Origin of the sequence: Pontibacter ramchanderi, assembly GCF_002846395.1 — a bacterium.
Taxonomy (GTDB): domain Bacteria; phylum Bacteroidota; class Bacteroidia; order Cytophagales; family Hymenobacteraceae; genus Pontibacter; species Pontibacter ramchanderi.
In genome coordinates this window covers 881,172-907,401 of the sequence record NZ_PJMU01000001.1, presented here as the reverse complement: position 1 = coordinate 907,401, position 26,230 = coordinate 881,172, and the positions used below count along the sequence as shown (strand labels likewise).

Sequence of the window (26,230 nt, the reverse complement as noted above, 5' to 3'; positions counted from 1 at the left end):
TCTTCAAATTTTCTCAATTTCAAATTTTCAAATTGAAATGAATTAGCTAGGATCTACCAGGAACAACGGCTGATCGTACTCTACCGGGTTGGCATTGTCCACCAGCACTTTCACGATCTTGCCCGATACCTCTGACTCTATTTCATTGAAAAGCTTCATCGCTTCGATGATGCAGATTACCTGACCCTTTTTTACCTCGTCACCTACGTTCACAAACGCTGGCTTGTCTGGGCTTGACGAGCGGTAGAAGGTACCGATCATAGGGGCTTTGATGGCGATGTATTTGCTCTCGTCGCTGGCTGGCGCAGCAGCTGGGGCTGCCGGAGCGGCAGGGGCAGCAGACGCCTGAGGTGCAGCAGCAGGAGCGGCCGCAGGAGCTGGCACATGATGCGCAGCAGCTGGCGCTTCTTTCACATAGCTCACCTTCTGGTCTGGGTCGCGCTTCACCGAGATCTTGAATTCTTCTGTCTCAATGTTTACTTTATTCAAACCAGACTTGGCGATAAAGTCAATTAGGTCCTGGATTTCTTTAGCTTTCATGTTGTTATTTTACTCGTTCTGCGTAAGAATAAGTTCGTGTATCTACTTTTATTTTTTCGTCCTGCCCAATGAACAACGGTACCTGGATAGTGGCGCCCGTTTCCACAATGGCTGGTTTTGATGCGTTGGTAGCGGTATCGCCTTTCAGACCTGGCTCAGTGTAAGTAATGGTCAGCTCTACAAAAGGAGGGATTTCGCAGGTAAGCGGCGTTTCCGTTTCAGCATGGAACAGGATGGTCACTTCCTGTCCTTCTTTCATCAGATCGGCAAAGGGAACCATCTTCTCTTCAAGCGCCACCTGCTCAAATGTACTCATGTCCATGAAGTTATACCCCATGTCGTCTTTGTAGATAAACTGGTGCGGACGCTGCTCTACGCGGGCAGTCGTAATTTTATGACCAGCCGAGAAAGTGTTGTCTAATATTTTTCCGGTTTTGATATTGCGAAGCTTCGTTCTCACGAAGGCCGGCCCTTTGCCTGGTTTAACATGTTGAAATTCAACAACTACATAAAGGTCATTGTTGAATTCCATGCACAGACCATTTCTGATGTCAGCTGTGGTTGCCATAGTATGCTGTTGTTACGCTTGAAATTGAATGAAACGATAAAAGTATAGCGCAAATCGCTGTCTTGCAAACAAAATTAGCTATTATACTTAAATATTGATCAAAAAGCTTGGGGCATTGCTACAGGCAGGCCCTTCAGACAGCTTGCACGTAATAAAGGTGCAACCGGTAGGGGGCGAGTCATTTATTTTATATAATTTAGCCATTATTTTAAAAAGAACCCATCACCTCATAGGCACTTTTCGCATTCTCGCGTATGTTTTTGTGCCGCTTGCATCTGGTTAGTGCGCTCTTATAAAGTAAAAATCAACTATGGATTATAAGCTCATCTTTGATAACACCCCTGAAGCCATCGTGCTGATTGACCCTGACTTCATTGTTCTGGGAGCCAACAAGCGCTATCTGGAAGTCACGATGCGGCAACTGAACGATATTGTAGGCAAGCATTTTCTGTTAGAAGCATTTCCGGAGCCCACTGTGCCTTATGAAGAGAACCCGGTGCGCCTATCCATTGAAGAGGCAATCCAGAAGGGCAAGAAGGTATACCTGGACGTCATCCGCTACGCCATTGCCCGACCCGACGGAACTGGCTATGACGAGCGCTGCTGGGAAGCCTCACATACCCCCATCTACGATAAGCAGGGAAAGTTGGTGTATGTCCTGCAGGAGACGAAAGATGTGACAGAACGTGAGAATACCAAAAAGGCCCTGGAGGATATTGAGCAGAAGTTCCGGTTTATGGCTGACTCAATGCCTCAATTGATTGATGCCGATGACGCTGCCGGCAATTCCACGTACTTCAACAAGCAATGGGAGAACTACACAGGTATACCTACGGAGGAGTTGATGGCTGGCGGTTGGAAAACAGCAATTCATCCGGAAGACCTGCCGGGCGCTGCCAAGGCCTGGCAACAGTCGCTGGAGAAGGGAGAGCCCAGCCAGGTAGAGATCCGCATCCGTGACAAGGATGGAGATTATCGCTGGTACCTGAGCCGCTACCTACCCATGCGGAATGAAGATGGCACGATCCGGTTGTGGTTGGGCAGCTGCAGCGACATACACGATATGAAGAACCTCGTGCAGGAGCTCCTCACGAGCAACGAGCAAATGTCGGAGCTGTCGGATCAGGTGCAGTTGGCATTCCGTAAGGCAGAAAGCGAGCGGATGACGCTGGAGCGCCTGATCATGCAGGCACCTAGCTTCTTTGCCATTCTGAAAGGTGCGGACCATCGTTATGAGCTTGTTAACACGAAGTATCAGGACCTGTTCCCGCATGTTTGCCTTATTGGCAAAACGGTGGCCGAAGCGTTGCCCGAGATTGCCGATCAAGGTTATATCGATGTGCTGAACAATGTGTATAGGACAGGTGAAACGTTTGAGGCAAAAGAGATCCTTGTGAAGCTCGCCAACGCGGAAGGGAAACTGGAGGACAATTACCTGACCTTTATTTTTCAACCGCTTTTCGACGAGCTCAACCAGGTAACCGGTATACTGATCGCCGGTTTCAATGTGACCGACAAATATCTGCTGAAGAAGAAGCTGCAGGATTTGGGCGTCACGTTAGATGAATTATAATATTACTTTTTAGTAAGAAGCAGGTGAATTCAGCGCAGGTAGATTTTCAGCAGATCCGGATTAAACATATTCTGTTTAAGTCCAAGGTACGCTCTGTGCTGTACGGTGGGGCGCTGGATAGTGTGTTCTTTTCGGATGCTGGTCCGATCAGCCATTGGTTTTTGCAGGTAGGGAAAGTGAAGTACGGGAATGAGCCGGAGCTGTATAGCCTTCAGAAAACACACAGCGACCTGCTTTCAAACGCCAATCAGCTGTTCAGTCTTTACCGGAACGGCAGTATCGACCAGGCCCATGCAGGTATGAAGGATATCGAGAAATTGTCGGACCGCTTTCAGGAACTGCTCACACAAATGGAAAAGCGACTTGCCTTGCGCGCCGATACGATTTAAGCCTTTTGGTAACGACTATAAACAGAAAAAGCGGCCCGCAAGCCGCTTTTTCTGTTTATAATTAAAAGAGTTATTTCGGATCGTATGCCCACTTCACATAGATGGCGCCCCAAGTAAAGCCACCGCCAAAAGCTGCCAGAATCAGGTTATCACCTTTCTTGAGTTGCTTCTCATACTCCCAAAGACAAAGGGGAATAGTGCCGCTTGTGGTGTTGCCATAGCGCTCGATGTTTAGCATAACTTTGTCGCTTCCTACGCCCATTCGGTTAGCTGTTGCGTCGATGATGCGCTTGTTGGCCTGATGCGGTACCAGCCAGGCTACATCCTCCGCCGTGAGGTGGTTACGCTCCATCACTTCAGCCGATACATCCGCCATACCTTTCACAGCGAATTTGAATACCTGCTGACCTTCCTGGTAAGCGAAGTGCTCCCGTGCCTGTACCGTTTCGATGCTGGCTGGTTTGCGACTGCCACCTGCCTTCATGTGCAGGAACTGCGCGCCTGTTCCATCCGACTTCAATACGGAGTCCAGTATGCCATAGCCTTCTGTGTTTGGCTCCAACATAACAGCACCGCCTCCATCACCAAAGATGATGCAAGTGGCACGGTCGGTATAATCAATGATCGAAGACATCTTATCGGCTCCCACTACGATCACTTTTTTGTACTGTCCTGATTCAATGAACTTTGAGGCGGTTGCCAACGCATAAAGGAAACCGGAGCAGGCGGCTTGCAGGTCATAACCAAAAGCGTTTACGGCACCCACTTCAGCGGTAATTAGATTGGCAGTAGCCGGGAAAACCATGTCGGGCGTGGTCGTGGCGCAGATGAGCAGCTCTACTTCTTCTGCTTTTGTATTAGTTTTTTTAAGTAACTCAAGTACTGCCGGTACTGCGATATGCGACGTGCCCTTGCCTTCGCCCTTCAGAATGCGCCTTTCCTTAATTCCGGTGCGTGAAAGGATCCATTCATCATTTGTGTCAACCATTGTTTCCAGTTCCTTGTTCGTAAGCACGTAGTCCGGAACATAGCCAGCCACACCTGTGATCGCGGCAGTAATTTTACTCATGTTGTGAAAGGTATAAGTGTTGGAAGTTTAAGACGGCAATATAATAAAAAAAACGTGGCACAAACCGTCATTACGCAAAAAGTGTAGTGAGACAGTTTGTGCCAGGAAATATGTTTGGCCGAGGCCAGCGCCCGTTACTGGGCGCCTGTGTGCTTTTTAAATCGCTCTGAGAGGTTGGTGGCTACCATCTTCTGGGCCTGCAGGATCATGTTGCAAACCGCCAGGGGAGTTGACACACCGTGTCCGATGACAGCATTTCCGTTTATACCCAGGATCGGGCTACCGCCTACTGCCTCATAGTTGAACTTGTCGAAAAACGGATCGTGCATGTTCTTCTCGTTGAGGATGTCGTAAACAGACTCTGCCATCTTCAGGATGATGTTGCCGGTATACCCGTCACATACAATCACGTCGGCTTTGTCGTTGAACATGTCGCGTCCCTCGATATTGCCAATGAAATTGATGTTCGGGTTAACTTTGAGGCGTTGGTGTGCAGCCTGTGTATTCACAGTGCCTTTGCCTTCCTCTTCCCCAAGGTTCATCAAGCCTACCTTCGGATTTTCGATCTCCAGTACGTACTTGGCGTAGATAGAGCCGATTTCACCAAACTGCTCCAGTACTTCTGGTTTGCAGTCGGCGTTGGCTCCAACATCCAGTATAATACCAAAGCCACCACTGAGCTTTGGTACCAAACCACCAATAGATGGCCTTAAAATGCCTTCTACGGCTTTTACGCTGAACATGGCACCCACCAGCATTGCTCCAGTATTGCCTGTGCTACAAAAAGCATGCGCCTTTCCAGCCTTAAGCATTCCAAAACCTACAGCAATACTGGAGTCTGGCTTCTGGGTAAGTGCTTTCGTGGGGTGTTCTCCCATTTCAATCACTTGGGTGGCGTTCACCACCTTTATAACAGAGCCAGTGTATCCATATTCTTTCAGCAGCTGAGTCAGAATGTCTTCCTTGCCAATGAGCAGGATCTCGTAATCTTCTTCAAGCTGTTCTGCGGCCAACATGGCACCTTTCACGTTTGCTTCAGGCGCAAAGTCGCCGCCCATAGCGTCCAGGGCGATTCTCATGTACTGGATGACGTTAAATTATACAGAACTGAAACGGGGTACAGGCTGGAATTACTGAGCGTTTGTTGTATAATTTTTGATCGCCAGTTTGCCTTTGTGGTACAGGTCACCTTCTACCACGTAAGCATGGTGAAACAAGTGAGGAGTGTCTGTAGTTGGGCAGATTGCAATCGCTTTCTCAGAGAGCTTCTGGTGAGTTCTTCTCTTATCTCTTCTGGTCTTCGAAATCTTGCGTTTAGGATGTGCCATTTTTAGTTATAAATTTACTTGCTGTTATTTAATACTTTATTATTCTACTGCTTGTTAGTTCAGGTTTTTCAGGGCATCCCAGCGTGGGTCAACATCATCGTCGTTGTCGTCATCGTTCCCGTCGCCCTCACTATCGCCTGCCTTGCCCGAAGAGTAAATCAGGATGTCCTGTTCATCATCTTCGTCCAGCTCCTCCACAAAGCGTGGGTGAAGCTTTTTCATGGGCAGCGATAGTCCAATGTAATCATACAGGTGCTGTGCCACGTTAATGGTCTGGGTTTCGGGCGTAATCTGCCACAAATCCTCATCCAACTCAGCATTTACATCTCCGAACTTGATCAGCAGTGTCTCTTCAATGTCCACCGGCTGGTCGAACTCCTCCAGGCTGCGGTCGCAGGTGAGGCGTACGTGTCCCTTAATGTCAAAATGCAGTGTCAGCAGCGACTCGGTCTTATCGAGCTCTACTTTTGCCAGTAGTTTTCCCCCCAGTATGATCTCCTGCTCAAACAAAGAGAAGAATGAATCGTCCATCTCAAACTCATAAGAGTGCTTCTTATTCGCGAGTTTGGCAATGCCGATTTCGTAGTCTCTAAGCTTTTTCACTACCGTGTTTTTATTGCAAGACGCAAAATTAGAACATTAATTTGACAAATAAAATAGCAGCCCGATTTATAAAGCGTGCATTTGCTCTGTCTGGCGCTTTTTTATGATGTCGCAGGCAAGGAACAACGCTTCTCTGAAAGAGGTTTCATCGGCTGTATGTTTGCCGGCAATGTCGTAGGCCGTGCCGTGGTCGGGGGAGGTACGCACGATCGGCAGACCGGCCGTGTAGTTAACCCCTGTTTCCATGGCGAGCGTCTTGAAAGGGATAAGCCCCTGGTCGTGGTACATGCTCAGCACCGCGTCGAACTGCTTGTACATGCGCATGCCAAAGAAGCCGTCGGCAGGGTAGGGGCCAAACACCAGGTGCCCTTTGTCTTTCAGGTGCAACACTGCCGGACGGATAATGTCCGTTTCTTCGGTGCCCAGCAGGCCTTTCTCGCCAGCGTGCGGGTTTAGACCCAGCACGGCAATGCGTGGCTTCAAAATGCCGAAATCGCGGCGCAGCGACTCCTGCAGGATGGTGATTTTGCGGATGATCAGGTCGAAGTTGAGTTTGCTGGCTACGTCCTTCACAGGTATATGACCTGTTACGGTTGCCACCCGCAGGTCGTCGCTTACGAGCAGCATCAGGCTGTCCGCGGCATCAAAATAAGAGGTCAGGAACTCGGTGTGGCCCGGGAACTTGAACTCTTCGGACTGTATGTTGTCTTTGTCAATCGGAGCGGTCACCAGACCGTCCAGCAAGCCGGCTTTAAGATCGCGCGCGGCAGCCATCAGCGAGTCGAGGGAGGCCTTGCCAGACTCCGGTTTCGGCGTACCCGGCTCCACGGCGATATCTTCTTCCCAGCAATTGATCAGGTTAATCTTTTTCGATATAAGCTCCTGCGCGGAACCCACTTGCTGGTAATGAAAATGCTCGGCGCTCAGGGCCTTGCGCACTTTGCCCATCACACCGGCTGAGCCGTAGATAACAGGCGTGCAGAAGTTAAGGATGCGCTGATCTGAAAGCGTTTTGACGATGATCTCCGGGCCGATGCCGTTCGTGTCGCCGATGCTGATGCCTATTTTTGCTTTATGTCTGTTGTCCATCTTTTCTTAGTTAGCCAAAGAGCTAAGGTAATTGTAAACCAGGCGCACGCCTGATCCGGTGGCTAGTTTGCCACGGTAAGAGTCTTCGCCGAGCAGGTAGGCTGTGCCAGCAATATCAAAGTGCACCCAAGGGTAATCGGTGAAATATTCCAGGAACACACCAGCCGAAATGGCGCCTGCCTCGGCCCCGCCCAGGTTCTTGATGTCGGCTATGTCAGACTCGATATGCTTCTTGTACTCGTCCCACAGCGGGAACTCCACAATGCGCTCGTGTTCCGCCTCTCCGGCTCGCTTCAGTGCGTTCATCACTTCATCACCAGCGTTACTCATTGCTACCAGTCCTTCCTTGCCAATGGCACGGGCCGCGGCTCCGGTCAGGGTAGCCATGTCGATCACCAATTCCGGCTTGTATTTCTGGGCAAAGCTCAGGGCATCTGCCAGGATCAGGCGCCCTTCGGCATCGGTATTGAGCACCTCCACGGTCATGCCGTTGTGCATGGTGAGCACGTCGCCTGGCGCATAGGCCTTACCGCCCGGACGGTTGTCGGTGGCAGGTATAAGTGCGATGACGTGCAGCTGGATGTTGTTTTTAGCCAGAGCATACATCACCCCACTTACAGCAGCGGCACCCGCCATGTCCGACTTCATGTAGTCCATGGACTGCGGCGTTGGCTTCAGGCTGAGGCCCCCAGTGTCGTATACCACGCCTTTGCCTACCAGCACGTACGGTTTGCTGTTGGTGGCGCCTTCCGGTTTCCACTCCAGTATGTTAAAGGTCGGTGGCTCTTCACTGCCCTGGTTCACGGCCAGCAAACCGCCCATTTTCAAGGACTGTATCTGCAACTCATCGAACACCTGTACTGAGAAACCAGCCTCTTCGCCCAAGGCCACCAACTGCTCGCTGAACTGGGTGGCGCTCTGGTGACTGTTTGGCTCGTTCACCAGGTCGCGGGTCACAGTCACGGCGTCGAGCACGTTTTGCAGCTCCATCGTGTCAAACTCCGACAGGTTCTCGTCGGTCAGCACGATGGTTTGTAAAGAGCTTGGCTTGTTGTTCTTGGTCTTGTATTTCTGAAACTGGTAATTGCTCAGGTATAGGCCCTCAGCCAGGTAGGGGCTCGCCTCTGCACCTGACTTGTCGGCGATGGCCAGTTCCTGCACCTTGTCGGCTTTAAGCTGCATGATCAAGGTATATCCTGCCTGGCGGAGCGATTCTCTGGTGGCGTTCTGGGTTTTGCCCTCTGTGTATACCACCAGGTATAGGCGCTGCGTATAGCGGTTGAGCGACACGATTTTCGCCTCGGCTTCCAGTTGCTGTTTTACATAGGCGGCCTCTTCGGCGCTCAGTTCGGTGAGTGAATCAGCCTGGTCAGCCCGCACAATCAGGGCTACGTCTGTATTTTTACCTACCGATGTACTGTATTTGAGTTGTGTTGGCATTTGTCATTCGTATCTTTGAGCACGCAATATAGTAAGTATATAGTGTAATGCGAAAAAGCCCTTGCCAGGTATAGCTGGCGGCTCTGGCGTATATTAAATAGGTATAACGAGGTTTGTGCAAAATCGTCTTGACGGCGCACGGCCCATAACGCAAAGCAAGTGAGCAAAGTAAGTCCGAAGAAACACCTGGGCCAGCACTTCCTGGTCGACCAGAACATCGCCCGCAAAATAGTGGAGCAACTGACCTTGCCCGGTGGGGTGGCCGATGTGCTGGAGATCGGCCCGGGCATGGGCGTGCTCACGCAGTACATGCTCGAGCACAAGGAGTACCGCACCACGGTGCTGGACATCGACAAGGAGTCCATCGCTTACCTGCAGCAGCATTTTCCGCAATTGGGCGACCGCATCATCTCCGCTGACTTCCTGAAAACCGATCTGAGCAAGCTGTTTCCGGGCAAGTTCTCCATCATTGGCAATTTCCCTTACAACATCTCGAGCCAGATATTTTTTAAAGTGCTGGAGCACCGCGATGTAGTGCCCGAGGTGGTTTGCATGATTCAGAAAGAAGTGGCCGAGCGACTGGCCTCGCCTCCAGGCAACAAGGCCTACGGCATTTTGAGCGTGCTTTTGCAGGCATTCTATACCATCGAGTATAAATTCACGGTACACGAAAACGTGTTCCACCCGCCGCCCAAAGTGAAGTCAGGCGTGATCAGTGTGGTGCGCAACGACCGCCAGAGTTTGCCTTGCGACGAAAAGTTATTTTTCTCTGTTGTGAAGAACAGTTTTGGAACAAGGCGCAAAACCCTGCGTAACTGCCTCAAAACATTTAACCTTCCACCGGAAGTGACATCACAGCCTGTTTTCGATCAGCGGGCAGAGCAGTTGTCAGTCGAGGATTTTATAGCATTGACCCAGCTCGTAGAGCAGAACATTTAATACCATGCAGGCAGAGATCACACGTGAATACATAGAACAGGTTGAAGAGGCGATCGCGCGCGACGACAAGAGTTTCATCCTCGAAACCATGTCCGACATGTACCCGGCCGATATCACGACGGTGCTCTACGAGCTGGACACCAATGAGTCGAAGTACGTGCTGGACCTTCTGCCTCCCGAGATCGGCTCCCAGATTCTGAGTGATCTTGACTATGATATCCGAACTGATTTTCTGGCCTATTTCACCAGCCAGGAGATTGCCCGTTACGTCAACCTGATGGACTCGGACGACGCGGTGGACATTCTGAACGAGATGAATGTGCAGCGTCGCGAGGAGGTGATCGCCCTGATCGAAAACGAAGAGAAGGCGGACGACATTCTGGATCTGCTGCACTACGAAGAGGACTGCGCAGGCGGTCTGATGGCGAAAGAGCTGATCAAGGTAAACATCAACTGGCGTGTGCGGCAGTGCATTGAGGAGATCAGGCGGCAGGCAGAAGACGTGGAGCGGATCTATACGGTATATGTGGTGGATAATCGCGATATTCTGCTCGGGCGACTCAGTATTAAAGCGCTGCTGCTGTCAAAAGACGACAAGCTGGTAAAGGATATTTACAGCGAAGATGTGATCTCGATCGAGTCGTTCCGGGACGAGAACGAAGTGGTAAGCGTGATGCAGAAGTACGACCTGGAGGCTATACCTGTGGTGAACATCCAGGGCAAGCTACTCGGCCGTATCACCATCGACGACGTGATCGACGTAATGCAGGAGCAGGCCGAACTCAGTCGTCAGCTCATGACCGGTATTTCGGAGAACGTGGAGGAAGACGACAGCGTGTTCCGCATTTCGCGCTCCCGTATCCCCTGGCTCGTGATCGGGATGGTGGGTGGTTTGCTGGCTGCGCACTTCATGGGCTTCTTCGAGGCCGATATCGCCATGCTGCCTGCCCTGGCGCTGTTCGTGCCGCTTATTACGGCAACGGGTGGTAACGTAGGTATACAGTCCTCGTCCATCATCATCCAGACGCTTTCTTCCAACGCCGTAATCTTCGAGAACTTCGCCCAGCGTCTTTTCAAGCTCATCATGGTAGCCTTGTTGAACGCGCTGATTATTTCCGCGCTCGTTTTCGGTTTCTCATATCTGTTCCGGCAGGACCTTAAACTCTCCATGGTGGTTTCAGTGGCTCTCTTCTCGGTTGTGATGCTGGCCTCGCTTATGGGCACGCTCACGCCTATGCTGCTCGATAAAATGGGGGTGAATCCTGCTGTCGCGGCTGGTCCGTTCATTACGACAGCGAATGACTTGCTTGGGTTGGCGATTTATTTTGGTGTCGCGCATATGCTGTATGAACTCTAGCCTCATGACAAAACCACGCATCCTGATCATCGACGAAGTGCATCCCAGTCTGTTTCCTATGCTGGAAGAGATAGGTGTGGCCTATGATTATCGTCCGGATATCAAACCGATAGAGGTATGCGAGGCGCTGGTTGGGTTCCAAGGGCTGATCGTGCGTAGTAAGATGCGCATCACCGCCGATACCATCAAACTGGCGGGACAGCTCAGGTTTGTGGCGCGGGCCGGCGCGGGGCTGGATAACATTGATGCGGAGGCACTGCAGGAGCGCGGTATAGCCTTATTGGGAGCCAATGAAGGAAACCAGCAGGCGGTGGGAGAGCACGCGTTGGGTATGCTGCTGAGTCTGATGCGCAACATTGCTCGGGGCGATCGGCAGGTACGTAACCAGGTATGGCTGCGCGAGGAAAACAGGGGAGAGGAGATCAGCGGCAAGACCGTCGGTATTATTGGCTATGGCCACATGGGGCAAAGCTTTGCGCGTGTGTTGCGTGGTTTTGGTTGCCGCATCCTGGCCTACGACCGTTACGCTCCCGAAAAGATCACGGCACCTGCCGAAGCGGCCTCGCTGGAGAACCTGCAGCAGGAAGCCGATATTGTGAGCCTGCATATACCTTACATCCCTGAAAATTGGGCGTTTGCGGATGCATCTTTTTTCAGCGCTTTCAAAAAGCCGATCTGGTTCATGAACACCTCACGTGGCGAGGTGGTAGACCAGACCGCGTTGGTGCAGCACCTGCAAGCCGGCAACCTGAAGGGAGCTGCCCTGGATGTGCTCGAAAACGAGAAACTTCAAAGCCTGACAGAAGATCAGCGCCGCAATTTCAATTATCTCAAATCCGCAGAGCTAGTGGTGCTGACTCCTCATATTGCTGGCTGGACGCACGAGTCCTATGTCAGGATAAACGAGGTGCTGGTGCAGAAAATACAGGCCCTGCAGGCCTCTGGCAGGCTTTCGGCATAATCTGGCCTGCGCGCCTATACTGAGCGGCTCCAATTGCGTATAGCAAGTATGGAGATGCCCCTAAAAGCATGTTGTGGAGACAGATAAATAAGTATAGCTGAAAAATATTGAATTAAAATAAATTTGTATATTTGCTCAACACAGTGCCATCGGGAGATGCCCGTGCGCAGGTGCCACATCTAGCATTCCCGGCTTGCTTTAGTGCAGCCAGGCTGAAAAAGAAGAATTAATCAATTACATATCAGGCAAAAAGAACGGTTATGTTTGACATAGCCGTTCTTTTTGTTTTTGTGTTTTAAAACGTGAAGACAGTATTATGAGCAACATTTCTTATTACACCGCTGAAGGTTTACAGAAGCTAAAGGAAGAGCTACACGATTTGAAGACCAGAGGTCGCGCGGAAGTGGCCCGTCAACTGGCAGAGGCGCGCGATAAGGGCGACCTGAGCGAGAACGCCGAGTACGACGCCGCCAAAGACGCGCAGGGGCACCTGGAGCTGAAGATCGCCAAACTGGAAGAAGTGGTAGGCAACGCCCGTCTGATAGACGAGTCTAACCTGGATACAAGCAAGGCGCTGATCCTTTCCAGAGTGAAGATCAAGAACCTGAAAAACAACATGGTGATGGACTACACCCTGGTGGCCGAAGAAGAAGCAGACCTGGCCTCCGGCAAAATATCGGTAAAGTCGCCGATCGGAAAGGGCCTGCTGGGCAAGTCGGTAGGCGAGAAGGCCGAGATCACGGTGCCGGCCGGAAAGATTGAGTTCGAGATTCTGGAAATTAGCCGTTAAGCCAAATGGAGCCATCTATCTTCACCAAAATTGTAAATGGCGAGATCCCCGCTTACAAAATAGCTGAGGATGATCGCTACCTGGCCTTTCTGGATGTGTTTCCGACCACCAAAGGCCATACCTTGGTCATACCCAAGCAGCAAATCGACTACCTGTTCGACTTGGATGACGATCTATACCTGGGCCTGATGGCTTTTGCTAAAAAAGTAGCCGCAGCTGTAGAGAAGACGGTGCCCTGCAAGCGCATCGGCGTGGCAGTTGTTGGGCTGGAGGTGCCCCATGCACACGTGCACCTGATTCCGTTGAATAAAATGGCCGATATGAACTTTGCTAACAAGCAAAAGTTCAGCCAGGAGGAGTTTGAGGAAGTGGCCGAGCAGATCCGGCAGGTATATGCCACGTTGTAAGGTATAGCTATACCTACAAGGGTAGCAAAAAGGGCGCATCATTTAGATGCGCCCTTTTTGTTTTAGTTCTTCTGAAGGATCGAAGGTTTGAATTGTATGGTGTCTGTAGGCTGTACAGGCTGCTGCGCCGGCTGGTTTTGCTGCTGCCTGGCCTGCTCCTTTGCCTGCTTTCTGAAAAAACCCCTCAAAAGGAAGTTGCTCTGCAGGGCCTCCATGTTCTGGTCCAGCTTTTCAGTGCCGGTCTCCAGGTTCTGCATGGTGCTTTGCAACTGGCGGGCAAATTTCGGATCGTTGAGGAGTACACCCACCGCATTGTTGCTGTTGTTGAGTCGGCTGCTGGCGGTGCGCAGGTTCTCGGTAATCTCCGAGGTAGAAGCTGTGGCTTCCTCCAGTTGCGTCATCGAATTTTTCAGCTGCTGAAATACCTCTTTGTCGGTGGCCAGTTGGTTAGCCAGGCCGCCCGGCGAGTTAAGTTTGCTCGTGAAGGCCGACAGCGAGTTGGAGGCCGTTACGGTGCTTTGCGTCGTGCGCTGCAGGTTGGCTACCACATTGCGGAAATCCTGAGCCATGGTCGTGTCGGTGAGCAAGGCCCCAACCGTTCCCTCGCCTTTCACCAGGCGGGAAGTCAGCTGCTTAAAGTCGCCGGTAATGGCTACCAGGTTCTCATTGTTTTGCTGCAGCTTCTCCATCAGGTCGTCGGTGTTAAGCGGGCTCACAGCCGTAATCCGGTCGCCATCCTCAATGGGGGCAGCCGACTGGGTGCCACCGTCAATCACAATGTTCTTGTTGCCGATGAAGCTCTCGGAGCTGATGCGGGCCGTGGCATTTTTGCGGATGTACTGCTGTACCTTCTCCTCAATGTTCATCACCACCTCCACTTGTGAGTCGCCATACAGGTTAATGGATTTGATCGTGCCGATCTTCACTCCCGAGAACCAGACATTGTTGCCGGTGCGCAGGCCCGCCACATCATCAAAAATGGCGGTGAGCGTCACTGTGCTGATCAGGCGCTTTTGCTGGCCGGCCAGCATGAAAATACCGGCTACCAGGATCACGATCGCCAGGAACGTGAAGATGCCAACTATAACAGTACGTTTATTATCTGCAGAACTCATCTAGTCTATAAAGTTGTAGTTATAAAAAGATTGTACGCGCTCGTCATTGCTTTCGAACACCTCATCAAACGTGCCTTCGCGCTGAAATTGTCCATCGAGCAGCATCACTATCCTGTCTCCTACGGCGCGGGCACAGGTAAGGTCATGGGTGATGATGATAGAGGAGGTGTTGAATTTCTCCTGTACTTCATTGATCAGGCTGTTGATCTCGATACACGTGATCGGGTCGAGGCCGGCGGTGGGTTCATCGTACAGCATGATGTCCGGCTTCAGGATCAGGGTGCGGGCAATGCCAATGCGCTTGCGCTGGCCACCAGACAGCTCGGACGGCATCTGGTTGATTGCCTGCAACAGCCCAACGGCCTCCAATACATATTGAATGGTGTCTTCTCGCTCGGCTTCGGTCATGTGTTTGGCGTGTCTGATCAGCGGAAACTCCAGGTTCTCGCGCACGGTCATACTGTCGTACAAGGCGCTGTTCTGGAACGAGAAGCCGATCTTGAGCCGCAGCGCATCCAACTCACGTGGTTTCAGCGCGCCCACCTCGCGGCCCAGCACGTTCACCGAACCTTCATCGGCCTGCAGCAGGCCGGAGATGATCTTGATCAGCACAGACTTACCTGTGCCGGAGCGGCCGAGCACCACCAGGTTTTCGCCTTTAAACAAGTCCAGGTCTACGCCTTTGAGTACCTCAAAATCGTCGAATGCTTTTTTGAGGCCCCGGATAGAAATCACTTTCTCGTTTCTATCGATGTTAGGGTTTATTTCTTTTGCCTCCATTAAAAAGCTCTAATTGTGTTGATAACCTGCATGATCAGGAGCTCCTCTATAAAGATAAGGAACATGGCCGTTACCACCGATGAGTTAGCCGCCTTGCCAACGCCCTCAGTGCCTTTCGATGAGTTATAGCCTTTGTAGCAGCCCACCATCCCGATGGTATAGCCAAAGATCACAGATTTAACCGACGAGGCGATGATATCCAGAAACGTGATGGCATCAAACACCTGGTAGAAGAAGACGCTGAGCGAGGTCAGTTCGTTCTGGTGCACGTTCAGGTAACCGCCCAGCAGCGAAACGAGCGTGGTAAACATCGTGAGCGCCGGAATCATCAGGGTAGTGGCCAGCACACGGCTTACAACCAGAAACTTAAACGGGTTGGTGGCCGATACCTCCATGGCATCGATCTGCTCGGTTACGCGCATGGAGCCCAACTCAGCACCTATGGCAGAACCTACGCGGCCCGCAGCAATGAGGGCCGTTACCAGTGGACCAATCGCCCGGATAATGGCAACGGAGATCAGGGCGGGCAGGAGCGAGGTAGCGCCAAAATCAGCCAGGGAAGGGCGTGACTGGTTGGTGAACACGATACCGATGATGAAGCCAGTAAGGGAGATCAGTGGCAAGGAGCGCACCCCGATTTCGTAGCACTGCCTGATAATTTCCTTGAACTCGTAGGGAGGCAACCACACTTCCTTGAAAAACCGCGCATTGAAACGGTATACATTCGCCAACTCCACAAATATCCTGTCGAGCCTGCGTGTTGTTACATACCTGCGCCGGGAGGAAGCGGTTCCCGGTTTATTTTTATCTAAATCCATTTATGCTGTTTAGGATTCACCTATACACCTGCCTTCGAAAAGGCAGCGGCAAAATTAACTTAATTTTTAAGAATAAGCCTGACGCTATGCTTAACCGCATCTGCAAAAACATGTTTAAACTTTGTTTTACAGGTATAGCCTATACTAGGGCATATGCTGATTTTAAACAGATTCGAAAGAAATCGGGCAGACCTATAAGCCTTACGAAAGTTAGATGCGATTTTTTACAAAACTGCGAAATATTTTCAAAAGCTTATACTTGAGAGACGGATAATTGGCGGGCGTTGCTGCCGGCGGGTATCAGAAATAGTGGAATTGCGTCTGAAGCGAATGGCTTGTAGGTATAACCTTGCCGTTTGGCGACAGGATAAAGCCAACAGAACAGGCCGTCAACTGATGCCTTTCTATACTAATATAGCGATCCTGAAGCACTCCTATACTTTACCTGCTTATACCTTTCTTTCAGGGTTCTCGGTCAGGAAGGCTTTCCAGGAGTTAGCCCCTTTTTTGGCGTTATTGCCTTTCTGGTAATGGTGGCAAAGGGCCACGGACAGGGCATCGGTGGCGTCGAACATTTTAGGGTCGGGCTGTATTTTGAGGATCTGCACCAGCATGGCGGCCACCTGCTCTTTGGAGGCGTTGCCGTTTCCGGTAACGGACTGCTTTACTTTTTTGGGGGCATACTCCACGTAGGGGATGTCGCGGGAGAGGGCAGCTGCGATGGCAACTCCCTGGGCACGACCCAGTTTAAGCATACTCTGCACGTTCACACCAAAGAAAGGCGACTCGATGGCCAGCTCGTCGGGCAGGTATTCGTCGATGAGCTGTATCATGCGGTCAAAAATTTTCTTTAACTTGATGGCGTGGTTGCTGTAGCTTTTGAGGTGAATCACGCCGTACTGCACTACCTTTACCTTCGATCCGGTTACTTCAATTAGGCCATAGCCCATGACTTGCGTGCCGGGGTCGATGCCAAGAATTAATTTGTTGGGTGGGAGGGTAGCAGAGTAAACCATAAGAGCCGCAATTTAAGACAATATCTTGAACATTACCCGCAACAGAAGGTTCCTTTTGACTACCGGCAAAATTGTCGTGGTGCTGCTCACCCTTTACTTCCTGTACCTGGCCATTTTCACGGCTCCCGATACGCTACTCACCTGGCGGCGTATCCTGCAGTCGGCTCGCCAAAGTGACTATACCTTTATGCTTATTTTAAGTGCGCTGCTTATACCTGCCAACTGGGGCCTGGAAGCCTGGAAGTGGCAAGTGCTGGGGCAGAAGCTGGAGCGCATCTCATACCTGCGGGCCTTTCGCTCCGTTATGGTGGGGCTCACGCTCGGCTTCATCACCCCCAACCGCCTCGGCGACTACGCTGGCCGCCTGCTCGAGCTCAAGAGCAAAGAACGTCTGGAAGGTATAGGTGCTGTCTTTATGGGCAGGTTCTGTCAGTTGGTGGCTACGGTGCTGGTTGGCTCGCTGGGGTTGCTTTACTTCGCTGTGCTGCTTTACTGGGAGAATTACCCTGCTATTTGCCTGAGTGTGTTTTTTCTGTTGCTCGTGCTCAATGCAGCCATGTTGCTGCTACTTTTCAACGCCCGGGCAATGGTTGCGCTGGTGGCGGCGGTCGGCCCACTCCGTAGGTTCACAAAATACCTGGCCATTATGGGGCGCTATACCTTCGGGGAAATGAACCGGGTGCTAGTGCTTTCGTTGCTGCGCTACTTTGTTTTTCTGTTGCAGTTTGTGCTGCTGCTCATTCTGTTTGAGGTGAGGCTAAACCCGGTAGAGTACATAAGCGGCGTGTCGACAGCTTTTTTTCTGAAGTCGGTGGTGCCCTCGGTGTCACTGCTCTCGGACCTGGGTGTGCGGGAGCTATCGGCCATGTACGTGTTCGGTTTGCTGGGCCAGGAGCGGCTGCAGGTGCTGAGCGCCAGCCTGAGTCTTTGGCTGCTCAACATTGTGGTGCCAAGCGCGGTCGGTTTGCTGTTTGTGGTGCGGCTGAAATTAAACCGGAGAGGAGGGGGCGCCTGATGTTCACACTGTTCCTTTTGCTTGCCCTGCTGGGGTATGGCTGGGTCATCCTGCGTTGTCTGTTCGCCTGGAAGCGCCTGCCTATACCTGCCATACCTTTCGGGTACGTTCCTGTTACCAAACTCTCGGTTATTATACCTGTCCGAAACGAAGCGAAGCAGATACAGGATTTGCTCCGGGATCTGGAGGCGCAGAATTACCCTGCTGCATTGTGGGAGGTGCTCATCGCGGATGATCATTCAGAGGACAACACCGTGGAGTTGGTCCGGGAGTTTATGCCTGTTACCAGCCTTACGCTGCGCCTGATCCGGCTTTCGGAGAAAACGGAGGCTATGGGCAAGAAAGCTGCTATAAAACAAGGTATAGCAGAGGCAGGTGGTGAGTTGCTGGTCTTCACCGATGGCGACTGCCGTGTGCAGCCGGAATGGCTTCTGCACCTGGCCTATACCTACGAGTCGCAGCGGGCAGTTTTCATATCAGGGCCGGTTTGTTTTCAAAATACCCATACCTTGCTGGAGCGCATGCAGCTAGTCGAATTTGCCTCCCTCATTGGGGTGGGAGGGGCCTCCATTGGCCTGCGCCAGCCGAATATGTGCAACGGCGCCAACCTGGCCTATACCCGGCAAGTGTTTGAAGAAGCAGGTGGCTTTACCGGAAATGAAGGTATAGCCAGCGGCGACGACGAGTTTTTGCTGCACAAGGTAAGCATGCTATACCCCGAGCGCATCGCTTTTCTCAAGCATCCGGCTGCCATGGTGTACACGGAGGCGCGCCAGACGGTGCGCAGCTTTGTAGCGCAGCGGGTGCGCTGGGCAAGCAAGTGGCGGAGCTACCAAAGCCTGCCGGTTAAGCTGGTGGCCCTGAGTGTGTTCGCTGTTAACTTGCTGCTTTTCCTGGCTATACCCGCCCTGCTGCTGCAGTGGTTGAGCTTCTGGACATTTGTGACCGCCTATGCAGCCAAGTTTCTGATCGATTTCCTGTTCTTGTCCCGCATCCTGGCTTTTATGCAACGCCGGAATTATCTTATTTTTATGCTTCCGCTGCAGCTAGTTTACATTCCTTACGTACTATATACCGCCATCAAGGGTCTTTCAGGGCGCTATACCTGGAAAGGCCGAACTATCCGTAACCATGACTGAGAATGAATTTGCCATTTTGGACGAGCTCTATTTTGTGACGTCCTACCCTGACCTGAAAAGCACCAGTGCCCTAAGCGACTCGGAGCTCTGCGCCGCCCTGCGCGACCTGATCATCAAAGGCTACATCCGGATACTGTACCCTGACCCGGACACCGAACATGCCTACGACGAAGCTACTTTTGGCATGCACTGCCAACAGTACTTTTACCTGGCCACCAAAGCCGGACTGGTGGTACATAATTCTATTTAAGGGAATTTTTCTGCAGCCGGCGCGAACAAGTTGCCATGTTACGTAGTTGCAAGTAAAGGCCTGTGGAGAATACGGATTATTTCAAAGGATTTGAGGGGCTGGCACGGAATGCGGCTGATTTTTTGTAAATTTACGCAGTATACGCCTGCGTGACAGGTGTAAAGGCGAGAGAAACCCCCATGTGCGGGCCATAAGCCAACCTAAACTATGAAACCGAATGCCTGATATAGTTGCTCCGAACATACAGCAGGAGTTAAACCTCAAAAAGCTGGAGTTATCGGCCTTGTTGGAAATCACCCAGGCGATTAACGACAACCTGCCTGAAGAGGCGCTTTATAAAATATACCGCTTCACACTGCTGGCCCAGCTGCAGATCAACCGGCTGGCCCTTTTTGTGCACGACGAGAAGTGGGACTGCAAAGTAAGCTTCGGTACCGACCTGGAGCCCGCCAAGCAACACCTTCCCGAAGCGATCCTCGAACTAAAGGAGATCACGCGCATTTCGAAGCTGAGCGTGGACAAGAAGTGGCGCAATTTCGAGATCGTGATCCCGATTCTGCACAACGGCAAAGTGCTCGCCTTTGTAATGATCGGAAAGATTCAGCCTTATTATACCAACATCGAGGCACTGAACTTTGTGCAGACGGTGAGTAACATCATGCTTGTGGCCATCGAAAACCACCGTATGGCCCGCCAGCGACTGGCACAGGAGTCCATCCGGAAGGAGATCGAGATTGCCCGCGAAGTGCAGTCTATGCTTTTCCCGAAAAAGCTGCCTAACGACAAAGACGTGGCTATTCACGCCAGCTACATTCCGCATTCGTCTATCGGCGGCGATTACTACGATTTTATTGAGATCGACAAAGACCAGTTTCTCTTCTGCGTGGCCGACGTGTCGGGCAAGGGCGTACCAGCCTCTCTGCTGATGTCGAATTTTCAGGCGGGTTTGCGTACCATTCTGCGCCAAACTTCAGACCTCAATACAGTTGTGTCGGAACTAAACCACCTGATCTACCGCAACGCGATTGCCGAGAAATTCATCACGACCTTTGTCGCCATTTTTAACCGCAGCACACGCGAGCTGAGTTATGTAAACGCCGGCCACAATGCCCCGATCCTGCTTTACGACAACAACACCCACGACCTGCTGAACGACGGTTGTACCATGTTGGGCGTGTTTGATGTGTTGCCTTTTATGAACGTAGGCAAGATCCATGTGCCACACGACGCCATTCTGCTCTGCTACACCGACGGCCTTACCGAGGTGTTTGACGAAGACGAGTCGGAGTTCGGCATAGAAGGCACTATCGATTTTCTGCAGAAAAACCGTTTCCTGAGCTCTAAAATGCTGCACCTGCAACTGCTTAACGCCATTAATCTTTACAACGAGGAGTCCACCTTCAGCGACGATATCACGCTGCTGTCGTGCAGGTTTAAGTAGGATTAAGGGTTAAATTATTGATGGTTAAATTGCTATATTGTTAAATTGTTTTTTCGGATGGAGGAGGGCGCTTTTAGAATAAGATCAGAGTGGTCTGAACGCCAGATTGATCTTAAGTTGAACGGTTTCTTAAAATGCCGGTTAACCATCTAACAATTCAACCATCAACAATTTAACAATTCAACTTGCTCCGCCTCTACAAGACACCCGCCTTGCTACGCCGCCTTTTGCCGGGCTATACCTGGCTGCGTGAAGCGCAGGACAAGGTGCTATACCTTACTTTTGACGACGGACCTATACCTGACGTTACTCCCTGGGTGCTGGACCAGCTGGCCCAGCACGATGCCAAAGCGACTTTCTTTGCCGTGGGCGACAATTTGGTAAGGCACAGAGGTATAGCGGAGCAGATCCTGGAGCAGGGGCACCGGCTTGCCAATCATACCCACAACCACCTTCGCGGTTGGGAAACGTCGCTGGAGGGCTACCTCGCAAATGTGCAGCAGTGTCAGCAGGAACTGGAGCAGCTTTATCCTGATGCAGCAAAGCCTAAATTGTTTCGTCCGCCTTACGGCCGCATTACCCTAAAACAGGCGGCGGCCTTGCGACCCGACTATGAACTGGTGATGTGGGATGTCCTCACCAATGACTATGATCGCTCGCTCAGCCCCGAAAAGTGCCTGAAGGAAGCCATTCGCTGTACCCAAAGCGGCAGCATCATCGTATTCCACGACAGCCTGAAGGCCCAGCGAAACATGCAATACGCCCTACCTCGTTTTCTCGATCATTTTACCGCACAGGGCTATACCTTCCTGACCCTATGATGGTATCCGCCGCCTATTTTATACTTTACTTTCTTGTATTTGCGGCGCTTCTTCTATTGCTGCTCCTCAACCGCAGGCGCTATACCTCTCATACCCAAAATCTACCCCGCATCAGTATCCTGATCGCTGCCCGTAACGAGGAGCACAACATCTTAACGTGTCTTCAGTCCATCGCCGCACTCGATTACCCAACTGACAAAATAGAAGTGCTGATCGGGGACGATGCCTCCACCGACCGCACCAAAGCGATTGTAAATGAATTTATCCGGGAACGGTCCGGCTATACCTGCGTGCCTATAACTAATATGCTTGGTCAGGCAAAGGGCAAAGCCAATGTGCTGGCGCATCTGGCACGAAAAGCCACCTCCGACATCTTCCTTTTTACCGATGCCGACATTGAAGTGCCACCCTCCTGGGCAAAGGCCATGTTGTCGGGTTTGGGTGAAAATGTAGGCGTTGTAACCGGGCTGACCACCGTGAAAGGCAACCGGCTGTTCGATAAAATGCAGCGCATGGACTGGCTGTTCTCGATCGGGCTGATGCAGGTGTTCAGCGACCTGAACATGCCCGTAACCACTATGGGCAACAACATGCTGCTCACCCGCGAGGCTTACGAAGCAGTGGGCGGTTTCGAAAGCATTCCTTTTTCGGTTACGGAGGACATTGCCATTTTCAATCAAATACTGAAGCGCGGCTACGGTTTTCGGAACCTGTACGACAGCAAGGTGCTTGCCTGGTCGGCGCCCGCCCCCAGCTATGGTGCTCTGCTGGAACAACGCAAGCGCTGGATGCGTGGCTCGGTGTACATGCCCCAGTACATGTTCGCGCTTTTCGTGCTGCACTCGGCCTACTATCCTGTATTGATTCCTTTCTTTTTCAAGGCCTCGCTGGGTGTAGCACTGAGCATTGCACTTGTCAAACTCCTGCTCCAAAGCGTGTTCATGCACATCTGCCTGGAGCGTCTGCATCACAAAGCTCCCTGGTGGCAGTACGTAATCTTCGAGCTATACCTGTTAGTGACCACCTTCATCCTGATCCTTTACTTCTTTGTGCCCACCAAAGTGAAGTGGAAGGGAAGAAGGTATTGAGTAGTAAGAACGTTTGGAAGGTTTAAAGTAAATCATCAAAAGAGTTGTGCTACGTGCGTCGTTGTACCTAAAAAAGAACCTTGCAGCCTTAGCCATTAGTTCGGACCTTTGCACCGAGATATTTTGATCCAAAACCACGCACATGACTTTTATTGATTCGCACGCACATATCTATTCAGAACAGTTTAAGCAGGACCGCGACGAGGCGCTGGCCCGGGCAATGGGGGAGGGAGTGGAGAAAATTTACATGCCCAACATCGACCATACCTCCATCGAGGTGATGCTTGAGACTGAGGCGAGGCATCCGAATCAGTGCATCGCCATGATGGGCCTGCACCCGACTTCGGTAAACAAGGACTTCGAGAAGGAACTATACCTGGTGGAGGAGTGGCTTGGCAAGCGGAAGTTCGCGGCCGTGGGTGAGTGTGGCATCGACCTGTACTGGGATAAAACATTCCTGCCCCAACAACAGGAAGCCCTGAAAGTGCAGGTTGAACTGGCCAGAAAGCACCAACTACCCATTGTGCTCCATACCCGCGACTCTTTTGACGAAACCTACGAGATTATCTCCGCTGCGCAGGATGGTAGCCTGAAAGGTGTATTCCACTGCTTTTCGGGTACCGTGGAGCAGGCTGCGAAAGTGAAGCAGCTTGGTTTTTTAATGGGGATTGGTGGCGTGGCCACTTTTAAAAATGGTGGGCTGGACAAGGTGCTTCCGCACGTTAGCCTGGATGACCTGGTGCTCGAAACCGATTGTCCATACCTGGCGCCGGTGCCGCACCGTGGCAAGCGCAACGAACCCGTATACCTGCCTTTGGTAGCCCGCAGGGTTGCCGAACTCCTACAGAAACCGGTAGAGGAAGTAGCTGAAATTACTACCCGAAATGCCCTTAACCTCTTCAAACTCTAAACGATGAACGTAGTTAAAACCCATATCGATACAGCCGCGCCTGCCCACTCCGATGCCTCCATCCTGATCATTTACACCGGAGGCACCGTCGGCATGGTGTACGACGAGAAGCATAGCCTGGTGCCATTCAACTTCAGCCAGATCCTGGAGAAAGTGCCTGAGCTGAGCAATTTTAAGTACCTGCTGACAGTGTTGAGCATTGAGCCGGCCATCGACTCGTCGAACGTGGCCCCCTCGGACTGGCTGATGCTGGCGAACCTGATTCGGGAGAACTACGCAGATTACGACGGCTTTGTGGTGCTGCACGGCACCGATACAATGGCCTATAGCGCCTCGGCCCTTAGCTACCTGCTCGAGAACCTGGAAAAACCCGTGATCTTTACGGGAGCCCAGGTACCCATAGGCCGCACACGCACCGACGCACGCGCCAACCTGATTTCGGCTTTGCAGATTGCGGCCACCAAAGTGAATGGCAAGAGCGTGGTGCCCGAGGTTTGCATCTATTTTCACAACCTGCTCATCAGAGGGAACCGCGCCAAAAAAGTGGAAAGCCGCCATTTCAATGCCTTTAAGTCAGAGAACTATCCCCTGCTGGCCAAAGCAGGCATCAGCATCGACTTCTATGAAAACGCTATTCTGCCGCATCCCGAAAAATCACTGCATGTGCACCAGCACCTGAATGATAATGTGGCTATCCTTAAGCTCTTCCCGGGAATAACCCCGCAAGTGATGCGCAGTGTGCTGGAGACACCAGGACTGCGCGGCGTGGTACTCGAAACTTTCGGGGCCGGCAATGCTCCTACGGCGGGTTGGCTGCTAGAGCTCCTGGAAGATGCCATATCCAGAGGAATCTACATCCTGAACGTGTCGCAGTGCGATGAAGGAAGGGTAGACCAGGGACGCTACGAAACAAGTAAGTTCTTGCTCAACATGGGTGTGATTGGAGGGGATGACATCACGACAGAGGCCGCCATTACCAAACTGATGTTTGTGCTGGGGCTTGACCTGCCCGCCACGCAAACCCGTGAGTTGCTTGCCAGTAACCTGCGCGGTGAGATTACGATCTAGCCCTGCACGATTATTTATAAGGTATAGGAGGCAAAAATTTGCGATAGTGTAAGTTATTGGCGTATATTTGCACCCATAATAGAGAGCTGTCCGAGTGGTCGAAGGAGCACGCCTGGAAAGTGTGTATACCCCAAAAGGGTATCAAGGGTTCGAATCCCTTGCTCTCTGCTGCATAACCCGAAAGAGCCTGTAAGCAAAGCGTTTACAGGCTCTTTTGTTTTCCGGCCATACCTTCATTTCATCGGTTTTTTCACTTGTAGCTGTAAGTGAGCTACACTTTCATCAATCATGGTGGTATTTCTCACCTCTCAAAATCGTGAAGCCTCGGTATAGCTGCTCTACAAAAAACAGGCGAACCATTTGATGTGAGAAAGTCATCTTGGAAAGGGATATCTTATCGTTGGCACGCTCGTAAATGGCCGGGGAGAAACCGTAAGCGCCTCCGATAATGAAAACCAGGTTAGTGGTGACGGCGTTAAGTTTCTTTTGCAGAAAGTGGGCATACTCCGTGGAGGTGAAGGTTTTGCCCTTTTCGTCGAGTAGTACCACGTGGTCACCGTCCTGAATCTTTTGGAGCAGCAGTTTGCCCTCGGCTTCCTTTAAATTTTCCGCTGTGAATTTGCCCCCCTGCTTCACGTCAGGTATGATCGTAAACTCGAACGGATGATAATGCTTCAGCCGCTTCATGTATTTCTGTATACCTTCCTCCAGAAAAGTTTCGTCCGTTTTGCCTATCGCGATGAGCTTAATCTTCATGTAGCGCTTTTCCCGCCAATTTCGAGTTAAATGCGCTGTTTTGCAAACTGCATTGTTTTATAGACAGCTTTAGCAAGGCGACTATGGAAGTATACCTCGTTATTTGTTAAGCTCTTCATATGCGTTCACTATCAACTTGCTTTCATACTTTATGCCTTCGCTAACAATAGCTCAAAAGTATAAAGGCCATTTCTCCATTGTTTAGCTTAATTCTAAATTACTGAATAACAGGGGTTATACGAAACCCACGAGCAGCAAAGTCAGGTAAAAAGGGATAGGAAAACAATGTTTGACTTAAAATTTTTTTAGATATGGAAGCGATATGCAATAACTGTAACCACTGGGAGCAAGACCAGAACAAGGTACAACTTCAGAGCAAGGAATTTGGCGTGTGCGACGAACTGACTGGTCAGCACGCCCTGGAGCCTGCCTATGTGTTGCCGCTGGTACACGAAGGGCCGCAGGATATGAAGCCAAAAAGATTTGAGATGATCACGGGCGCACAGTTTGGCTGCAATCATTTCAGTGAGCGTAAAGGCTGGGTATAACCCCACTGGTTAGGCTTTAAAAACAAATGCCCTGCAGTGGACTGCAGGGCAAATGCCTAATCTAAACACAAACAACCAACACTAATATTATCTAATCAATCTAAGTCTATTCTATTCTATTCTATTCACAAGGTGTAGCTTGCCTTGCTTACTGGTATTAGTAGCGCAGGTAGGGTACATTGCCCACTCCTGAGAGCGAATCAAGTATTCCTACAAAATAATCACCTATAAAAAGGCCCGTTCCTTTTTTCACCGCATCCGACCCTAAAGTCGAATTTATTACCTCTCCATCAATCGTTGAGTACTCAAGTGAGTCCTCATTCTGGGTGGCAGGTTTCAATGATTTTAAGTGGTTACGGCTGCCAGAGCTGTTTATCGGCTTTACCGCAGTGTTTTCATAAGTTTTCATATG

At 51.2% G+C, this 26,230-nt stretch carries 30 protein-coding genes and 1 tRNA gene; 17 read left to right on the top strand and 14 right to left on the bottom strand.

Features of this window, described 5'->3' with window-relative positions:
• Nucleotides 1-42 precede the first annotated feature (42 nt).
• Together accB and efp are read right to left on the bottom strand one after the other, a co-directional pair.
• Nucleotides 43-540 (bottom strand): acetyl-CoA carboxylase biotin carboxyl carrier protein, encoded by a 498-nt coding sequence (gene accB, locus BD749_RS03875; protein WP_101443043.1) that lies wholly within the window; start codon nucleotides 538-540, stop codon nucleotides 43-45.
• Nucleotides 541-544: 4 nt separating this feature from the next.
• Nucleotides 545-1,108, bottom strand: coding sequence for an elongation factor P (gene efp, locus BD749_RS03870; RefSeq protein ID WP_101443042.1), 564 nt, complete (start codon nucleotides 1,106-1,108; stop codon nucleotides 545-547).
• Between the two features lie 310 nt (nucleotides 1,109-1,418).
• Between efp and BD749_RS03865 the strand changes: the two genes are divergently transcribed.
• Nucleotides 1,419-2,681 carry a PAS domain-containing protein gene (locus tag BD749_RS03865; protein WP_101443041.1) on the top strand — a complete coding sequence of 421 codons (1,263 nt, stop codon included), beginning with the start codon at nucleotides 1,419-1,421 and terminating at the stop codon, nucleotides 2,679-2,681.
• A 23-nt stretch (nucleotides 2,682-2,704) separates the two neighbouring features.
• Nucleotides 2,705-3,070, top strand: coding sequence for a histidine kinase (locus BD749_RS03860; protein ID WP_245868683.1), 366 nt, complete (start codon nucleotides 2,705-2,707; stop codon nucleotides 3,068-3,070).
• A 70-nt stretch (nucleotides 3,071-3,140) separates the two neighbouring features.
• Here BD749_RS03860 and BD749_RS03855 read toward each other — a convergent pair whose 3' ends face one another.
• From BD749_RS03855 to BD749_RS03830, 6 genes are all read right to left on the bottom strand, one after another.
• Entirely contained in the window at nucleotides 3,141-4,139 is a 999-nt protein-coding gene (locus BD749_RS03855) for a beta-ketoacyl-ACP synthase III (protein ID WP_101443040.1), read from the bottom strand.
• A gap of 134 nt (nucleotides 4,140-4,273) precedes the next feature.
• A complete protein-coding gene (gene plsX, locus BD749_RS03850; RefSeq protein WP_101443039.1) occupies nucleotides 4,274-5,218 on the bottom strand; it encodes a phosphate acyltransferase PlsX in 945 nt (314 codons plus the stop codon).
• A 51-nt stretch (nucleotides 5,219-5,269) separates the two neighbouring features.
• Nucleotides 5,270-5,467 carry a 50S ribosomal protein L32 gene (rpmF, locus tag BD749_RS03845; protein ID WP_007658910.1) on the bottom strand — a complete coding sequence of 66 codons (198 nt, stop codon included), beginning with the start codon at nucleotides 5,465-5,467 and terminating at the stop codon, nucleotides 5,270-5,272.
• Between the two features lie 54 nt (nucleotides 5,468-5,521).
• Nucleotides 5,522-6,070, bottom strand: coding sequence for a YceD family protein (locus BD749_RS03840; protein ID WP_101443038.1), 549 nt, complete (start codon nucleotides 6,068-6,070; stop codon nucleotides 5,522-5,524).
• Nucleotides 6,071-6,136: 66 nt separating this feature from the next.
• The gene (pdxA, locus tag BD749_RS03835; protein ID WP_101443037.1) at nucleotides 6,137-7,159 is read right to left on the bottom strand and encodes a 4-hydroxythreonine-4-phosphate dehydrogenase PdxA; all 1,023 of its coding nucleotides are present in this window, start codon (nucleotides 7,157-7,159) and stop codon (nucleotides 6,137-6,139) included.
• A gap of 6 nt (nucleotides 7,160-7,165) precedes the next feature.
• A complete protein-coding gene (locus BD749_RS03830; RefSeq protein WP_180336305.1) occupies nucleotides 7,166-8,599 on the bottom strand; it encodes a leucyl aminopeptidase family protein in 1,434 nt (477 codons plus the stop codon).
• Nucleotides 8,600-8,758: 159 nt separating this feature from the next.
• Between BD749_RS03830 and rsmA the strand changes: the two genes are divergently transcribed.
• From rsmA to BD749_RS03805, 5 genes are all read left to right on the top strand, one after another.
• Entirely contained in the window at nucleotides 8,759-9,538 is a 780-nt protein-coding gene (gene rsmA / locus BD749_RS03825; RefSeq protein WP_101443036.1) for a 16S rRNA (adenine(1518)-N(6)/adenine(1519)-N(6))-dimethyltransferase RsmA, read from the top strand.
• 4 nt (nucleotides 9,539-9,542) lie between these two features.
• On the top strand, nucleotides 9,543-10,895 hold the full coding sequence (gene mgtE / locus BD749_RS03820; protein WP_101443035.1) for a magnesium transporter: 1,353 nt from the start codon (nucleotides 9,543-9,545) through the stop codon (nucleotides 10,893-10,895).
• 4 nt (nucleotides 10,896-10,899) lie between these two features.
• Nucleotides 10,900-11,856, top strand: coding sequence for an NAD(P)-dependent oxidoreductase (locus tag BD749_RS03815; protein ID WP_101443034.1), 957 nt, complete (start codon nucleotides 10,900-10,902; stop codon nucleotides 11,854-11,856).
• 316 nt (nucleotides 11,857-12,172) lie between these two features.
• Nucleotides 12,173-12,646 (top strand): transcription elongation factor GreA, encoded by a 474-nt coding sequence (gene greA, locus BD749_RS03810; protein ID WP_101443033.1) that lies wholly within the window; start codon nucleotides 12,173-12,175, stop codon nucleotides 12,644-12,646.
• A 5-nt stretch (nucleotides 12,647-12,651) separates the two neighbouring features.
• Nucleotides 12,652-13,053: an HIT family protein gene (locus BD749_RS03805; protein ID WP_101443032.1), complete on the top strand. Its 402-nt coding sequence runs from the start codon at nucleotides 12,652-12,654 to the stop codon at nucleotides 13,051-13,053.
• 62 nt (nucleotides 13,054-13,115) lie between these two features.
• Here the strand turns inward: BD749_RS03805 and BD749_RS03800 are convergent, their stop codons facing one another.
• The 4 genes from BD749_RS03800 to ruvC all read right to left on the bottom strand — a co-directional run bounded on the left by BD749_RS03800 (nucleotide 13,116) and on the right by ruvC (nucleotide 16,782).
• Nucleotides 13,116-14,168, bottom strand: a complete 1,053-nt coding sequence (locus tag BD749_RS03800) for an MlaD family protein (RefSeq protein ID WP_101443031.1) — start codon at nucleotides 14,166-14,168, stop codon at nucleotides 13,116-13,118.
• Nucleotides 14,169-14,948: an ABC transporter ATP-binding protein gene (locus BD749_RS03795; RefSeq protein ID WP_101443030.1), complete on the bottom strand. Its 780-nt coding sequence runs from the start codon at nucleotides 14,946-14,948 to the stop codon at nucleotides 14,169-14,171.
• Complete coding sequence (locus BD749_RS03790; RefSeq protein ID WP_101443029.1) at nucleotides 14,948-15,766, bottom strand: MlaE family ABC transporter permease; 819 nt, start codon at nucleotides 15,764-15,766, stop codon at nucleotides 14,948-14,950. Before BD749_RS03790 ends, BD749_RS03795 begins: the two co-directional genes overlap by 1 nt.
• Nucleotides 15,767-16,215: 449 nt before the next feature.
• Nucleotides 16,216-16,782: a crossover junction endodeoxyribonuclease RuvC gene (gene ruvC, locus BD749_RS03785; RefSeq protein WP_101443028.1), complete on the bottom strand. Its 567-nt coding sequence runs from the start codon at nucleotides 16,780-16,782 to the stop codon at nucleotides 16,216-16,218.
• 25 nt (nucleotides 16,783-16,807) lie between these two features.
• Between ruvC and BD749_RS03780 the strand changes: the two genes are divergently transcribed.
• The 9 genes from BD749_RS03780 to BD749_RS19315 all read left to right on the top strand — a co-directional run bounded on the left by BD749_RS03780 (nucleotide 16,808) and on the right by BD749_RS19315 (nucleotide 24,682).
• Nucleotides 16,808-17,797 carry a lysylphosphatidylglycerol synthase domain-containing protein gene (locus BD749_RS03780; RefSeq protein ID WP_101443027.1) on the top strand — a complete coding sequence of 330 codons (990 nt, stop codon included), beginning with the start codon at nucleotides 16,808-16,810 and terminating at the stop codon, nucleotides 17,795-17,797.
• Nucleotides 17,797-18,936 carry a glycosyltransferase gene (locus BD749_RS03775; RefSeq protein WP_101443026.1) on the top strand — a complete coding sequence of 380 codons (1,140 nt, stop codon included), beginning with the start codon at nucleotides 17,797-17,799 and terminating at the stop codon, nucleotides 18,934-18,936. The genes BD749_RS03780 and BD749_RS03775 overlap by 1 nt, the downstream gene beginning before the upstream one ends.
• A complete protein-coding gene (locus BD749_RS03770) occupies nucleotides 18,929-19,186 on the top strand; it encodes a hypothetical protein (RefSeq protein ID WP_101443025.1) in 258 nt (85 codons plus the stop codon). The genes BD749_RS03775 and BD749_RS03770 overlap by 8 nt, the downstream gene beginning before the upstream one ends.
• 217 nt (nucleotides 19,187-19,403) lie before the next feature.
• Entirely contained in the window at nucleotides 19,404-20,627 is a 1,224-nt protein-coding gene (locus BD749_RS03765; protein ID WP_101443024.1) for a GAF domain-containing SpoIIE family protein phosphatase, read from the top strand.
• Nucleotides 20,628-20,812: 185 nt separating this feature from the next.
• Nucleotides 20,813-21,448, top strand: a complete 636-nt coding sequence (locus BD749_RS03760; protein ID WP_101443023.1) for a polysaccharide deacetylase family protein — start codon at nucleotides 20,813-20,815, stop codon at nucleotides 21,446-21,448.
• Nucleotides 21,445-22,536, top strand: a complete 1,092-nt coding sequence (locus BD749_RS03755; protein ID WP_101443022.1) for a glycosyltransferase — start codon at nucleotides 21,445-21,447, stop codon at nucleotides 22,534-22,536. Before BD749_RS03760 ends, BD749_RS03755 begins: the two co-directional genes overlap by 4 nt.
• Before the next feature lie 142 nt (nucleotides 22,537-22,678).
• A complete protein-coding gene (locus tag BD749_RS03750) occupies nucleotides 22,679-23,446 on the top strand; it encodes a TatD family hydrolase (protein WP_101443021.1) in 768 nt (255 codons plus the stop codon).
• A 3-nt stretch (nucleotides 23,447-23,449) separates the two neighbouring features.
• A complete protein-coding gene (locus tag BD749_RS03745) occupies nucleotides 23,450-24,514 on the top strand; it encodes an asparaginase (RefSeq protein WP_101443020.1) in 1,065 nt (354 codons plus the stop codon).
• A gap of 80 nt (nucleotides 24,515-24,594) precedes the next feature.
• Nucleotides 24,595-24,682, top strand: a tRNA-Ser gene (locus BD749_RS19315).
• Between the two features lie 114 nt (nucleotides 24,683-24,796).
• Here BD749_RS19315 and rlmH read toward each other — a convergent pair.
• Nucleotides 24,797-25,270: a 23S rRNA (pseudouridine(1915)-N(3))-methyltransferase RlmH gene (gene rlmH / locus BD749_RS03740; protein ID WP_101443019.1), complete on the bottom strand. Its 474-nt coding sequence runs from the start codon at nucleotides 25,268-25,270 to the stop codon at nucleotides 24,797-24,799.
• Nucleotides 25,271-25,581: 311 nt separating this feature from the next.
• Here rlmH and BD749_RS03735 point away from each other — a divergent pair, with 311 nt between their 5' ends.
• Nucleotides 25,582-25,818, top strand: coding sequence for a hypothetical protein (locus BD749_RS03735; protein WP_101443018.1), 237 nt, complete (start codon nucleotides 25,582-25,584; stop codon nucleotides 25,816-25,818).
• A 157-nt stretch (nucleotides 25,819-25,975) separates the two neighbouring features.
• Here BD749_RS03735 and BD749_RS03730 read toward each other — a convergent pair whose 3' ends face one another.
• The gene (locus BD749_RS03730) at nucleotides 25,976-26,227 is read right to left on the bottom strand and encodes a hypothetical protein (protein WP_101443017.1); all 252 of its coding nucleotides are present in this window, start codon (nucleotides 26,225-26,227) and stop codon (nucleotides 25,976-25,978) included.
• Nucleotides 26,228-26,230 lie beyond the last annotated feature (3 nt).